This window comes from Luteibacter sp. OK325 (assembly GCF_003050935.1).
In the GTDB taxonomy this organism is placed as follows: Bacteria; Pseudomonadota; Gammaproteobacteria; order Xanthomonadales; family Rhodanobacteraceae; genus Luteibacter.
On sequence record NZ_QAOX01000009.1, the window covers coordinates 81,975 to 94,999 of the forward strand.

At 63.7% G+C, this 13,025-nt stretch carries 11 protein-coding genes and 1 tRNA gene; 5 read left to right on the forward strand and 7 right to left on the reverse strand.

Annotated features, from left to right (window positions below; all coding sequences use genetic code 11):
* The first annotated feature begins 132 nt into the window (after positions 1-132).
* Positions 133-1,638 (forward strand): amino acid permease, encoded by a 1,506-nt coding sequence (locus tag C8J98_RS17870; RefSeq protein ID WP_107914540.1) that lies wholly within the window; start codon positions 133-135, stop codon positions 1,636-1,638.
* A gap of 13 nt (positions 1,639-1,651) precedes the next feature.
* Here the strand turns inward: C8J98_RS17870 and C8J98_RS17875 are convergent, their stop codons facing one another.
* Complete coding sequence (locus C8J98_RS17875; RefSeq protein WP_146171666.1) at positions 1,652-2,683, reverse strand: hypothetical protein; 1,032 nt, start codon at positions 2,681-2,683, stop codon at positions 1,652-1,654.
* A gap of 258 nt (positions 2,684-2,941) precedes the next feature.
* On the opposite strand from C8J98_RS17875, the gene C8J98_RS17880 reads away from it, so the two are divergent.
* Positions 2,942-3,646: a glutathione S-transferase N-terminal domain-containing protein gene (locus C8J98_RS17880; RefSeq protein WP_107914542.1), complete on the forward strand. Its 705-nt coding sequence runs from the start codon at positions 2,942-2,944 to the stop codon at positions 3,644-3,646.
* A 67-nt stretch (positions 3,647-3,713) separates the two neighbouring features.
* Here the strand turns inward: C8J98_RS17880 and C8J98_RS17885 are convergent, their stop codons facing one another.
* Positions 3,714-4,364: an outer membrane beta-barrel protein gene (locus C8J98_RS17885; RefSeq protein ID WP_107914543.1), complete on the reverse strand. Its 651-nt coding sequence runs from the start codon at positions 4,362-4,364 to the stop codon at positions 3,714-3,716.
* Positions 4,365-4,651: 287 nt separating this feature from the next.
* On the opposite strand from C8J98_RS17885, the gene C8J98_RS17890 reads away from it, so the two are divergent.
* On the forward strand, positions 4,652-6,547 hold the full coding sequence (locus C8J98_RS17890; protein ID WP_107914544.1) for a M61 family metallopeptidase: 1,896 nt from the start codon (positions 4,652-4,654) through the stop codon (positions 6,545-6,547).
* Positions 6,548-6,655: 108 nt separating this feature from the next.
* On the opposite strand, the gene C8J98_RS17895 is transcribed toward C8J98_RS17890, so the two are convergent.
* Positions 6,656-7,891, reverse strand: coding sequence for an acyltransferase family protein (locus tag C8J98_RS17895; protein ID WP_107914545.1), 1,236 nt, complete (start codon positions 7,889-7,891; stop codon positions 6,656-6,658).
* 227 nt (positions 7,892-8,118) lie between these two features.
* Between C8J98_RS17895 and C8J98_RS17900 the strand changes: the two genes are divergently transcribed.
* Together C8J98_RS17900 and C8J98_RS17905 are read left to right on the forward strand one after the other, a co-directional pair.
* Entirely contained in the window at positions 8,119-8,958 is an 840-nt protein-coding gene (locus C8J98_RS17900; protein WP_107914719.1) for a LytTR family DNA-binding domain-containing protein, read from the forward strand.
* 56 nt (positions 8,959-9,014) lie between these two features.
* Positions 9,015-9,091 (forward strand) — tRNA-Arg (locus C8J98_RS17905).
* 48 nt (positions 9,092-9,139) lie between these two features.
* Here the strand turns inward: C8J98_RS17905 and C8J98_RS17910 are convergent.
* From C8J98_RS17910 to C8J98_RS17925, 4 genes are all read right to left on the reverse strand, one after another.
* On the reverse strand, positions 9,140-9,697 hold the full coding sequence (locus C8J98_RS17910) for a DUF924 family protein (protein ID WP_107914546.1): 558 nt from the start codon (positions 9,695-9,697) through the stop codon (positions 9,140-9,142).
* A gap of 51 nt (positions 9,698-9,748) precedes the next feature.
* Positions 9,749-10,546: a transporter gene (locus C8J98_RS17915; RefSeq protein ID WP_107914547.1), complete on the reverse strand. Its 798-nt coding sequence runs from the start codon at positions 10,544-10,546 to the stop codon at positions 9,749-9,751.
* Positions 10,547-10,647: 101 nt separating this feature from the next.
* On the reverse strand, positions 10,648-11,346 hold the full coding sequence (locus C8J98_RS17920) for a response regulator (protein WP_107914548.1): 699 nt from the start codon (positions 11,344-11,346) through the stop codon (positions 10,648-10,650).
* Positions 11,343-12,824 (reverse strand): DUF4118 domain-containing protein, encoded by a 1,482-nt coding sequence (locus tag C8J98_RS17925; protein WP_107914550.1) that lies wholly within the window; start codon positions 12,822-12,824, stop codon positions 11,343-11,345. Before C8J98_RS17925 ends, C8J98_RS17920 begins: the two co-directional genes overlap by 4 nt.
* Positions 12,825-13,025: the final 201 nt, after the last annotated feature.

The following is a 13,025-nucleotide window of genomic DNA, read 5'->3' on the forward strand; positions in this document are numbered from 1 at the left end:
CGCTTCAGCGGCGATGGGTCTTGCGACACGGTCAGGATTCGCCGCTGAAGCGGCTCCCACAGGGTCGCTGGCCCCACGGGGTGGGCCTGCCGCAGGTATGATCCCCGGTCAGCCAGTCCCAGGGACCCCCCGATGTCGTTAGCCAAGTTCCTCCGTCACAAGTCCGTCGAGCAGCTGCAGGCCGAGGTAGGCCAGCGCAAGGACTTCCGGCGGGTGCTGGGTCTGTGGCAGCTCACCGCGATCGGCATCGGCGGCATTATCGGCGTGGGCATCTTCGTGCTCGCCGGCCAGCAGGCGGCGCTCAATGCCGGCCCGGCGGTCGCGCTCAGCTTCATCATCGCCGGCCTCGGCAGCGCCTGCGCCGCTCTCTGCTATGCCGAGTTCGCCGGCCTGATCCCGGTCACCGGCAGCGCCTACACCTACGGCTACGCCGTGCTTGGCGAAGGCGCCGCCTGGATCATCGGCTGGGATCTGCTGCTCGAATACGCGCTGGTGGTCGCGGTCGTTGCCATTGGCTGGTCGGGCTACGTGCAGGTACTGCTCGCCTCGGCGGGCGTGCATTTGCCGGAGTGGGCGCAGAAGAGCATGAGCGCCGACACCATGGCGTATTACTGGCAGCACGCGATGGGCCCGCTGGGCGTGAGCTTCGCCCATCCGGTCGCCGCGCCGACCGACGCGCACCGCTTCAACATCATCGCGGCCGGCATCTCTCTCTTCGTCGCCATCCTTCTTTCGGTCAAGACCGAGTGGGGCGCGCGCCTCAACACCGTCATCGTCGGCATCAAGGTGATCGGCGTGGCGCTGGTGATCGGCGTCGGTGCGTTCTACATCAATACCGCCAACTGGCACCCGTTCATCCCCGAACGCGTGTTCGACGATAAAGGCATGGGCCATTTCGGCTGGCAGGGCGTGCTGACCGGCGCGAGCGTCGTATTCTTTGCCGTGTTCGGTTACGACACCCTGACCACCGCCGCCGAGGAAGCCAAGGATCCGCAGCGCGATCTTCCGCGCGCGGTGCTGCTCTCGCTGGCTGTGGCGATGGTGCTCTACATCGCGGTATCGCTGGTGCTCACCGGCATCGTGCCCTACGGCACGCTCAATGGTGAAGCGTCGGTCTCCGATGCCTTCAACGCCATTGGCCTGCCGTGGCTCAGCAATGTCATTGCCGTGGCAGCCGTCATCGGCGTCATCAGCGTGCTGTTTGCTTTCATGCTCGGTGCGGCACGCATCTGGTTCGCTTTGTCGCGCGACGGGCTGCTGCCGGCCTGGTTTGCTCGTGTGCATCCGCGGTTCGGCACGCCGGCGCGTCCGACCATGATCCTCGGCATCTTTACCGCCGTGGTCGCCGGCCTGCTGCCCATCGGTGAAGTGGCCGAGCTGGTCAACATCGGCACCCTCAGCGCGTTCATCCTGATCTGCGCTTCGGTGCTCGTGCTGCGCGTGCGCAAGCCGGACCTGGAGCGGAAGTTCAAGACGCCAGCGGTCTGGTTCGTCGCGCCGCTCGGCATCCTGTTCTCGCTGGCACTGATCTGGGGCCTGCCGTGGATTACCTTCGAGCGCTTCGCCATCTGGATGGCGATTGGCTTGATCGTGTACTTCACCTATAGCGTGAGGCACAGCAAGCTCAATCGCGACTGACGCGGCTCGCCAGTCACTCGATCCGAAGGCGTGGAATGCCCGGAGGATCCAGTCGTACCGGCACCGTCCATTCGTTCGCCATATGCCTGCGCATGCGTCGTTCGTTCGCCGCCGAATAGCGATAGCAGTTCGCGCGTAGCGGACTGACGGACGACATGAGGTTGGTTTCGCACGGCCACCCCGAGGACCAGCGCACTTCGGCGTCCTCGTGGCTGGCCGTCAGCGTGTGGCCGTACTCATGGGCGACGATGGTGTAACGTCCCGTAAGCGAGGCCATGGCCTCATCGCCGCCAAGCCAGGCGAGCCCGGATGCGCCTGGTGCAACCTCGTCGCGGGTAACCAGCATGAACTTGTATTCGAATTCGCCCGGGACACGCGGGAGTTTCTCCCGCCACGCATAGTTGTCGACGGCGGCGGACCAGTCCTTGAGCGACGATTCGTGCCCATAGGGGATATCGGTCAAGCCGGCGACGTGCTGACTGTAGATCGCCGACAATCGCCGGGTGGGAAATATGCGCTTCATATCGGCGAGCCACCAGGCTACGTAACTTGCGTGAATATGTTGCCGGGTGACGCCCAGCGTGTCGTCGTGCAGGAACAGCCAGAAGATCAACGTAGGCTGGGCGGCGGCGCGCTGCGCCTTCATGATGGTGGTCTTTCCCGCGGCGTATCGGGGCATGGTCATCTTCTGCGACGAGGCTTGCCGTGCGACCGACTCGGTGAAGCTGTGAGGCGCACCGGTTTCCATGTGATGGCTTCCTTCGGCTTCGCTACTGAATCCAGTGACTTCCACGCTACCGGATCGAGGCATGCTGATATCGACATGCGTCCCTGACCGGGTCAGCACGGCTTGCTCGCCGCGCCATGTCACGAGGTACATGCTGCCTGGTACGTCGCCTGCCCGCTCGTTCGGGAAGTGGAGCTCGACATCGAGCGGTGACTCGATGGTCAGCGCGCCATCGTCAAGCACGATCGTTTGCGGCAATCCGCGGGCGATCGCCTCATCGAACAGATCGACCGCATTATCGGTACGTGCATGCGACACGCATGGAACCAGGGCGATGAGGGTGCCAAAGGCCATCCTAATAAGAATGAAACGCCTACGTGGTTCGGCTAGCGGCAATGCCATGGCAGTCCTTTGCGTGTGGGGCGCGGACGATACCGCGGCCGAGAGCGTTCATGGTCACTCTCGGCCCGAATGCGCCATACACCTACGGCAATTGTGGAAGTCAGGGAAAGGCCCATTGAATCGGGCACGGTAACGACCTACCTTCGAAGGTTCACGGCCCGAAGGAAAGGCACCATGTCAGATCTCTCCGCGTTCCCGATCACCTCGCGCTGGCCCGCTGCGCACCCCGATCGCATCCAGCTCTACTCGCTGCCGACCCCCAACGGGGTCAAGACCTCGATCTTGCTCGAGGAGCTGGGCCTGCCGTATGAGGTGCATCTGGTCGACATCATGAAGAACGAGAACAAGCTGCCGGAGTTCGAGTCGCTGAACCCGAACGGCAAGATTCCCGCGATGATCGACCCGAACGGTCCCGACGGTAAGCCGATCGGCCTGTTTGAATCCGGCGCTATCCTGCTTTATCTGGCGGAGAAGACGGGACGCTTCATTCCCGCCGATCCGGCGAAGCGCTGGGAAACCATCCAGTGGGTGTTCTTCCAGATGGCCGCGATTGGACCGATGTTCGGGCAGGTGGGCTTCTTCCATAAATTCGCCGGCCGCGAGTTTGAGGACAAGCGTCCGCTGCAACGCTATGTCGACGAGGCGAAGCGCCTGCTCGGCGTGCTGGATCGCCGGCTCGACGGTCGCGAGTGGATCATCGGCGACGAGTACACCATCGCGGATATCGCCACGCTGGGATGGGTGAATAATCTGGTGACGTTCTACGGTGCGCGCGAGTTGGTCGGCTTCGATGATTTCCAGAACGTCATCGCGTGGCTCGAGCGTGGCACGTCGCGGCCAGGTGTGGAGCGGGGACTCAAGATTCCGTCGCGCACCTGATTCGGCGCATCGCAAAAAGAAACGGCCGCGAAAGCGGCCGTTTCTCGTGGTGCACGACAAGGATCGATCAGAAACGAAATTCTGCCGCACCGCCCCAGACGCCGACATTCACGGTGCGCTTGTCACCGGTAATGTTCTGCGCCTTCAGCGAGTAGTTGTCGTAGTTCACCGTCACGCCGAAGTTCGGCGTGAAGTCATAGCCGAAGCCGACACCGGCGTAGATGCCGTTGTCATTGGACGAATCGCGGAGCGAGTAGCTGTAGACATTCTTGCCATCGAAGATCTCATTCTGATCCGCGTCGTAGGACGTGTGCGAATGCGCAAGACCGAAGCGGGTCGTGATCGTCCAGTGGTGCGGAAGCACCCACTTGCCGTTGGCGCCCACGAGCAAAGCCCGGCCCTTGAGTTCGTACTTTTCCTTATACGTATCGAGCAGGGTACCGAAGGTCTGCGAGGTCTCGTAGCGGCTCGTGATCTTGCCCAGGTCGACATAGCCAGCTTCAACGCCGAAGTAGAACGGACGATCCACCGCCCAGCGATAGCCGACCACCGCGCCGAAGGCGGTGTCGTTCTTGTCCTGGAAGCCACTGTGGCTGATATCGTAGTTGGCGCTGCCACCGTTGATACCGATGAAGGCGCCTTCGTTGGCGGCATGCGCGCCGAACGAAGCGAACGAAAGTGCGGCCGCAGCGGCCGTTGTAAGAAGAAGCTTTTCCATGAGTTTCCCTGTGTTCCTGGTAGTGCGCACCGGCCCCTTCGCCGGGCGGCCCCTTTACTGGCCGCGCGATATTACGATCTTTTAACTTCCAGCGCCAAGCACAATCCGCCCCTCACGCTATCGCAAGTTCCTGCGCATGCCAGGTGGCGTGCGCCGTCCGTTACCTCTGGCATAGGGAACCCCGGCGCGCGAAGTTTAGGATCGACGGCTTGCGCGAACCGCAGGGGCTCGCGCCGACCCGCTCGCATGGATGGCCGGGCGACCCACACGCTCCACGGGAGAACTCAGTGAAATCCACCCTTCTTGCCTCCGCGCTGCTGGCGGCCCTCGCCGGCGTCGGCGCGACGGCCGTCCGCGCGGATGATGTCCCCGCTCCGCAGGACGTTGCTTACAACGGCACGCTCAAGCTCGCCGTCGATGCGACCGATCTCGACCACCGTGTTTTCCGCGTCCGCGAGAATATTCCCGCGCAGCCGGGTCCGCTGACCCTGCTGTTCCCGCAGTGGATCCCGGGCCACCATTCACCGAGCGGCCCGATCGACCAGTTCGCTGGCCTGGTCGTGACTGCCGGTGGCAAGCGCGTCGAGTGGAAGCGCGACGAATTCAACGTCTATGCCTTCAACGTGGACGTGCCGGCCGGTGCTTCCTCCGTGGACGTCGAGTTCCAGACGCTGACCCCGCAGGACACTCGCCAGGGTCGCATCGTCATGACGCCCGACATCGTCAACGTCGAGTGGAACCAGGTGTCGCTGTACCCGGCCGGTTATCGCGCCGATCGCATCCAGGTTGAGGCGAGCGTGAAGTTCCCGGCTGGTTTCCAGTACGGCAGCGCGCTGGAGGAAGCGAGCAAGAGCGGCGACACGGTCAACTTCAAGGCGATCGACTACAACAACCTCGTCGACTCCCCGATCTTTGCCGGTCGCTATTTCAAGCGTGTCGACCTCGATCCGAACGGCCGCTCGCCGGTCCATCTGAACATCGTTGCCGACAACGCCAAGTCGCTCGAGATCAAGCCGGAAGCCCTGGAGATCCACCGCAAGCTCGTCCAGCAGATGGACAAGCTCTACGGTGCACGCCACTACAACCATTACGACTTCCTGCTCGCGCTGACCGACAAGCTCGGCGGCATCGGCCTGGAACACCATCGCTCTTCGGAGAACAGCGCCGCCCCGGGCTACTTCACCGAATGGGAGAAGAACTGGCTCGGCCGCGACCTGCTCGCCCATGAGTACAACCATTCCTGGGACGGCAAATACCGCCGTGGCGCCGACCTGGCCACGCCGAACTTCAATGTGCCGATGGGCAACAGCCTGCTGTGGGTCTACGAAGGCCAGACGCAGTTCTGGGGGAACGTGGTTGCCGCTCGTTCGGGCCTCGTCTCGCAGGATCAGGCGCGCGACCTGCTCGCCTTCGTCGCCGCGACCTATGACAAGGGCCGTCCGGGCCTGTCCTGGCGCAATATTGAAGACACCACCAACGATCCGACCATCGCCCAGCGTCGCCCGCTCTCGTATCGCAATTACCAGATGAGCGAAGACTACTATTCGGGCGGCCAGATGATCTGGCTCGATGTCGACACCAAGCTGCGCGAACTCACCAAGAACAAGCGCAACCTGGACGATTTCGCCAAGGCGTTCTTCGGTATGAAGGACGGTGACTGGAAGGTCAATCCGTACACGTTTGAAGAAGTGGCCTCGACCCTCAACGGCATCGCGCCGTTCGATTGGTCGACCTACCTGCGCGAGCGCGTCGATGGCCACAAGGGCGATATCGAAGGTATTGCGCGCAGCGGCTGGAAGCTGGTCTATAACGACAAGCCTTCCGAAGCGATCAAGGGCTTCGAGACCCGCCGCATGGTGACCGACCTGACCTATTCGGCCGGCTTCGCCGTGTCGTCGAAGGGCGACATCTCCGACGTGCGCTGGGACGGCCCCGCCTTCAACGCCGGCCTCTCGCCGGGTATGCACATCGTGGCGGTGAACAACAAGGAATTCGGCGGCGACGTGCTGAAGGACGCCGTCACCGATGCGAAGACGAACAAGGCCCCGATCCAGCTGCTGGTCAAGAATTTCGACCAGTACAAGACCATCAACGTCGACTACCACGGCGGCCTGATGTACCCGCATTTGGAACGCGACAAGAGCAAGCCCGATTGGCTGGGCGAGCTTTACAAGACCAAATGAGACACGGAAGGGCGCCGCAAGGCGCCCTTCTTCATTGGGTAGGAGCCGATTCATCGGCGATGCTCTTGTAGGAGCCGATTCATCGGCGATCCCTGCGGCGCGTCGAAATCAGATTCCCTCGCGAGCACCCATCGCCGATGAATCGGCTCCTACAAGAGCGCGCTCGGTGCGCTTGATCGCCTTCAATCCGAACAGCGGCCGGATGAAACCCACCCGCCGAATCACAAATTCGTGCAGCACATAGCACCCGGCAACCGTCCCGCCCAGCACCAGCGCCGGTTCCAGCCACGGCCCCAGTGCCATCGGCTTCAGCCAGAACAGCAGCAGGATGATCAGGCTCTGGTGCAGCATGTACCAGGGATACACCGCTTCGGTGCAATACGGCAGCCAGCGGAAGGGACGGTCGAGGAAGACCTTGCCCCAGCCGAGAATGGTAAGCAGGGCGGCCCATAGATAAACGCTCTGCGCAGTCTGTGACAGCACATCCCAGAACGTCTGCGGCACGCGATACACCCACGAATCGGCACTTACCAGCTGGCCGGTCAGTCGCAGGCCGAGGTAGAGCGTGATCGACACCAGTGCGGTCGCCAGCGTTATCTTGCGCATCGATACGACGCGGTTCCAGAACCCGGCCTCACGGGCGAGCAGATAGCCGCCCAGGAAAATCGTCGCGTACTTGGCGTGTTGATACCAGTCGCCGACCAGGGCGCCCGTACCCGGAAAGATCGGCGCCAGATACAGGATGTAGAACAGCAGCAGCGCGGTCGGCGCACCCACGAAGACCCACACAGGTGCCCGGCAGAAGGCAGCGACGGCCGTGCGAACCCGGGCGAGGCCCAGCAACGGCATCAGGGCGACCAGGGACAGCGTGTACGTCCACAGGTAGGCCAGGTACCAGAGGTGGTTCCAGGTGAATCCGTACTGCCAGCCGGTGAAGCTGTCTTTCGGCCAGGGGTGAATGTTCCAGTAGCTGACGAGGAAGTTCCAGAAGCCGGGTGTCAGATGGCCGCTGGCCACGCCCTCGCAGTAAGGCTGGATCGGCACCACCACGAAGATGCCGAAGATCAGCGGCAGCATCAGCCGCCAGGTGCGCTCACGGGCGAACCGCCCGAGGCGGCCCTCAGGCGCGGCCAGGGCAATAGCGGCGCCCGAGATCAGGAACAGCAGGGACATCCGCCAGCGGTTCATGAAGATCATCGGCCATTGCAGCCACTCGGCCGTGTGCACGCTTTTGATATGGAAGTCCCAGCCCGACACATAGGCCATGGCCGTGTGATAGAGGATCAGGAGGGCGAAAGCGAAGATGCGCAAGGCATCGATGTCGTGGCGGCGGGTGGTGCTCATGTCCATGCGTCCTGTAGGGAAGGCATGGCCAGAATCGGCTTGGCACCGGGCCTGCCACCACCACGAGGGGGCGAACGCGAGGCATTCGGGGACGAATGGTGGGGTAGGTGGGACCGGCTTCGGTGAGGATCGGTGACGACGACGCTATGATTCCCGACATGGATGCCACGACCCCCACACCGCCCGGCAGGGAACTCGACCGCGCCCACCGCCGTCGCCGTTCACTCATGATCGCTTTCTGGGTGCTGGTCTTCGTCACGGCGGCCATTGGCAACACCATGACCAGCCGGATGGACGCCATCCGCTACGACATCCCGTCGCCGACCTGGCAGATCGCGACGAACGAATTCAGCAGCATCGTCCTCGGCTTGCTGATGCTGCCCTTCATGTTGAAGGCCTGTGATCGCTGGCCGCTGCACGCAGACACCTGGCGTCGCCGGCTGCCGCTGTACTTCCTCGGCAGCCTTGTCTACTCCGCCTGCCACGTGGTCGGCATGGACCTGCTTCGGATGCTGGTCTATTCGACCTTCGGTTCACGGTACGAACCGGGTCCCTGGGCAAACCAGGCGGTCTACGAGTACCTGAAGGACATCCGCACCTTCTTCCTCATCGTCGCCGTCGGTCACATGGTGGAATGGTTCGGGCGCCACATACAGGGCGAGGCCAGCCTGCTCGACGTGCCGGACGAAGGCCCGCCGGTCGAAGCGGTGGACCGCCCGGAGCGCTTCCTCGTGCGCAAGCTCGGCCGTGACTTCCTCGTTGCAACGGCCGACATCGAATGGGTGCAGTCCGCCGGCAACTACGTGAACCTGCGCGTGCGCGGCCGCGACTATCCGCTGCGCAGCACCCTGGCCGCGCTGGAGACCCGGCTCGATCCGGCGGTGTTCGTCAAGGCGCACCGTAGCTATCTGGTCCAGCTGGCGCAGGTCACGGCCATCGAACCGCTGGATGCCGGTGACGCCCGGCTGCACATGGCCGACGGCACCGTCCTGCCTTGCAGCCGGCGGTACAGGGAAAGCCTGCGTGCCGCGGCGGCGGGTTCCGAACCCAGCCTGGCCAGGGCCTGACGGCTCAGGCTAGGCCGCCCCGAGCCATTCCGCTACAATGCGCACCTGCATCATCAGCGCTCGTAGCTCAGCCGGATAGAGTAGTGGCTTCCGAAGCCATTGGTCGGGGGTTCGAATCCCTCCGGGCGCACCATCTCCCTCCGCTTCATGTGGGAGCCGCTTCAGCGGCGATCCCCCAGCGTCACCCCGCAAACCCACCGTTTTCCAGAAACGCCTGTTCCGCCGGCGTCGTCTCACGCCCCAGCTCGCCATTGCGATGCGGGAAGCGTCCGAAACGCACGATGATGTCGCGGTGAGTCGCTGCGTACGGCTGGAATGCGCCGCCCAGTGCATCGAACAGCTTCACCGAAAGCTCCTGGTCCCCCAGGTCCTCGGAGTGTTCGAACGGCAGATAGGCAAACGCGCGCATGTTGTCGTCGAGCTGCCTGTCGAAGCCTCGCTCCAGCACGTGTCGTGCGATGAAGCGTGCGAGCGGATCCGTGGCGTACATATGGGCGCAGCCACGAAATGCATTGCGCGGAAACTGGTCGAGCAGGATCAGCAGGGCGAGGCAACCTTCCGCGCTCGCCATCCATGCGTCCAGCTTCCGGGACGCCGCCGCCAGGTGTGCGCCCATGAAGTGCTCGCGAAACACGCGATCGAAACCGGCATCACTCGTAAACCAACAGTCGAAGCCGGCCTCGCGCCAGAAGCGCACGACGCGCTCGGGGGATTCGGGCATGGGAAGGGGAGCGGTCATCGGGTATGCCTGCAATCATCGGGTCGCCTGATGATACCGCTCCCCATTCCATCACCATCGGTATGACATCCCCCCATAAAGCTGGTGGTCCGGCGTAGCCCTGTTCACGCCGATGTTCGCACCCACGTCCAGCTGCAGATCCGGACTGGCCAGGTAGGTAAAGGCGATATCCGCGGACTCCTGTTTCACGCGGCCCGACGGATCATGGTTGTCCTGTCGCCAGTACTCCACGGCTACCGACAACGGGCCAGTCAACGAATGCGCAATGTTCACCAGGTTGGTCACGGCAAGATGGCGTCCGTGCCCGTCGGCATCCGCGAGCGCGTCCAGCTCCGGACCGATCGTCACCGTGAAGCCACCGCCCACGGCTGCACTCATCGGCACGGCGACGCCACCTTCCCAGTGATCGTTGCCGATACCGTGGGATGCCGTCGGTGCTTTCACGAAGGGAATGATCGACGCGCTGAAAACCTCACCGCTATAGAGACCGGTCTTCACGCGGACATAGACATCACCCGAGCCGCGCGTCGTCTGGCGGTCGCCATCGGCCTTCGTGCGGATGCGTACGGCCGGCGCCCAGTTCACTTCGATGTCGGTATGCGCCCCGATGCCGTACTTGAGGTATGGATTGACGAAGTAAAGCGTGTCGGTACTGCTTCCCGGGTGCGCGTCATGCGTGGCATTGCCCACATCGGCTTCCAGCTGCCACGCGCCCTCGGGCACGGTGCAGGTGCCGTTGGCTTTCGTAGGACGGTCCGTGCAGATGGGGGGAGCGTCGTCGGCCCGGGCGGCGAATACCGGAAGGGCCGTCAGCAGGGCGGCGGGAAGAAGCATGGAGCGGAAATTCATGGTCAAGCCTTTGGATCAGGGATGACCGCCCATGCTAGGCACCGACGTCTAAGGACGGCGCTGTATTGTCCGCCGCGATATCAAGGCGCCATCAAGACGCTTCAGTTCAGACCTGCCAGCCGATAACCCACCTGGAGCTCCGTCACGAGATGGCGCGGCCTCGCCGGCTCTTCCTCCAGCTTCTGTCGGAGATTCGCCATGTAGACACGCACGTAATGCGGTCGCGTGGCATAGCCCGGCCCCCATACGTCGTGCAGGAGCTGTCGGTGGGTCAGCACTTTGCCCTGCCCACGCACCAGCGCGGTCAGCAGGCGGTACTCAATCGGCGTCAGGTGGATGGCTTCGCCGCGACGGGAGACTTCGTGTGTGGCCAGGTTCACTTCGATATCGCCGAAGCGCACGCGTGCACTGGCCTGGCTACGGTCGCCGGCGAGACTGGCCCGGCGCAACTGCGCTCGCACGCGGGCGACCAGTTCGGGAACACCGAAAGGCTTGGCGAGATAGTCGTCGGCGCCCGCTTCCAGCGCGGCGACTTTCTCCGCCTCGATGTCACGCGCGGAAAGCACGATGATTGGTGCCGACGACCACCCGCGCACGTCACGGATCACCGCCTTGCCATCGTCGTCGGGCAGGCCGAGGTCGAGCACGATGAGGTCGGGTTGGCGGCTGGCGGCCTCGATGCGGGCTCGTAGCGCATCGCCGGCCTCGAACACGGTCATCTCTTCACGTTCCAGGGCCAGCCGCAGGAACCGGCGGATGTCCGCTTCGTCTTCCACCACCAGGATGCGCGGCTTGTTCATGCGAAGTCTTCCAGGTCGATCGACGGCGGCTCACCAGCGGCCAGGATGATTTCGAAACGCGCGCCATGCGGCGTGCCGCGAGACGCGGCAATGCTGCCGCCGTGGGCCTCGACGATGCGTCGTGAAAGCGCCAGGCCCAGGCCAACACCCGGAACTGCCGATTCGCGTGCTCCACGGGCGAACTCTTCGAAGAGCGAATCGGCGTTGATGTCGGGCGGGAAGCCGGGGCCGTCGTCCTCGACGGTCAGGTAGATGCGCGCACCGGTGCGATCGGCCCGTATCCGCAGTGTCGCGTCATCGGGCGTGTACTTGGCGGCGTTGTCGAAGAGATTTGCCAGCACTCGCTCGAACAGGCCGGCATCCAGTTCCACCAGAGGGAAATCCCGCGGCATGTCGACGACGACCCGACGCCCGCCGAGGTGTACGGCGGCCAGCGCGGAACCGACAACTTCATCCAGGGCGTGCCATTGCAAGTCCAGGCGGACGCTTTCGCCCTGCATGCGCGCCGCATCCAGAAGGTTCACCACCTGGCGTTGCATGCGATCGGCCTGGCTGACGATGGCGCGTGCCACCTCGTTCTCGCCCAGCATGCCGGCCATGCCGCAGATAGCGGTCAGCGGTGTTCGCAAGTCGTGGGATACGGCAGCGAGCAGCGTACTGCGCAGGCGTTCGCCCTCCATTCGCAGCTGGGTTTCATGCGCCACCTCGACGTAGTGCACGCGTTCGATCGCCAGCGCGACCAGCGATTGGAACGCACGTAGCAAGGCGATCTGCCCCGCGTCCAGCGGGGTCTTCGTCGCGCGCTCCAGCACGAGGACACCACGCGTGCGCATGGACGTGGAAAGCGGAAGGTAGGTTGCTTTGTTCGCGGGCAGCGCCTCGGTATCGCGCCCGGCAGGGAGGCCCTGCTCGAGCACCCACTGGGCGATGCTCATGTCCCCGGCGGCATCCGACGACATGCGCTCGTCGTTGCCGGGAAGCAGGAGCGTGGCGTGGCCATCGAACAACGGACCAATGCGTGCGGCGCACACCCGTGCGATGTCTTCGCTACGCACGGCTATCGAGAGGTCCGTGGCTACCGCCGCCAGCGCGCTTGCGCGCTTTTCTCCGGCGGCTGCGGTGACCGCTTCGTCGCGCAATCGGGCAGCGAGCTGCCCGGTGACGAGGGCCACCACCAGCATCAGGAGAAACGTGAAGACGTATTGGGTGTCCGAGACGCGGAACGACCACACCGGCGGCACGAAGAAGAAGTCGAAGCTCAGCACGGCGACGAAGGCCGCCAATGCCCCCGCAGCACGACCCCAACGCAAGGCGACGAGAACGACCGTGAGCAGGAAGGCCATCACCACGTTCGACAGGTCGAATACCCGCAGCAGAAGTGCTGCGATGCCCGTGGTGGCTGCACAGGCGCACACGGAGTAGACCAGCACACGGTAGCGAAGCGGCTGCGGCTTAACCTTCAGGTTGTGCGGGGTCATGACCTTGCATGATAGCCGGGGTTTTGCCTAAAAGCGTTGTGATCAGGTGCTCGACAAACGCGCGGGCCGAACGCTTGGCTGCCCTCCTCGGCGATGCGGGCGATCTGGCCGACGCTTTCGGCCTGCGCTAAGCCACACTGCGGTATCTGATCGGCGTGTACAACGGCTTCGCCTGATTGCTAATCCTTTGTATCCGGTGGA

Bases quoted from the DNA above. Each gene is read 5' to 3' on its own strand.
- C8J98_RS17870 (WP_107914540.1), top strand. From the start codon at position 133: ATGTCGTTAGCCAAGTTCCTCCGTCACAAGTCCGTCGAGCAGCTGCAG.
- C8J98_RS17880 (WP_107914542.1), top strand. From the start codon at position 2,942: ATGTCAGATCTCTCCGCGTTCCCGATCACCTCGCGCTGGCCCGCTGCG.
- C8J98_RS17885 (WP_107914543.1), bottom strand. From the start codon at position 4,364: ATGGAAAAGCTTCTTCTTACAACGGCCGCTGCGGCCGCACTTTCGTTC.
- C8J98_RS17895 (WP_107914545.1), bottom strand. From the start codon at position 7,891: ATGAGCACCACCCGCCGCCACGACATCGATGCCTTGCGCATCTTCGCT.
- C8J98_RS17900 (WP_107914719.1), top strand. From the start codon at position 8,119: ATGATCGCTTTCTGGGTGCTGGTCTTCGTCACGGCGGCCATTGGCAAC.
- C8J98_RS17910 (WP_107914546.1), bottom strand. From the start codon at position 9,697: ATGACCGCTCCCCTTCCCATGCCCGAATCCCCCGAGCGCGTCGTGCGC.
- C8J98_RS17915 (WP_107914547.1), bottom strand. From the start codon at position 10,546: ATGAATTTCCGCTCCATGCTTCTTCCCGCCGCCCTGCTGACGGCCCTT.
- C8J98_RS17920 (WP_107914548.1), bottom strand. From the start codon at position 11,346: ATGAACAAGCCGCGCATCCTGGTGGTGGAAGACGAAGCGGACATCCGC.
- C8J98_RS17925 (WP_107914550.1), bottom strand. From the start codon at position 12,824: ATGACCCCGCACAACCTGAAGGTTAAGCCGCAGCCGCTTCGCTACCGT.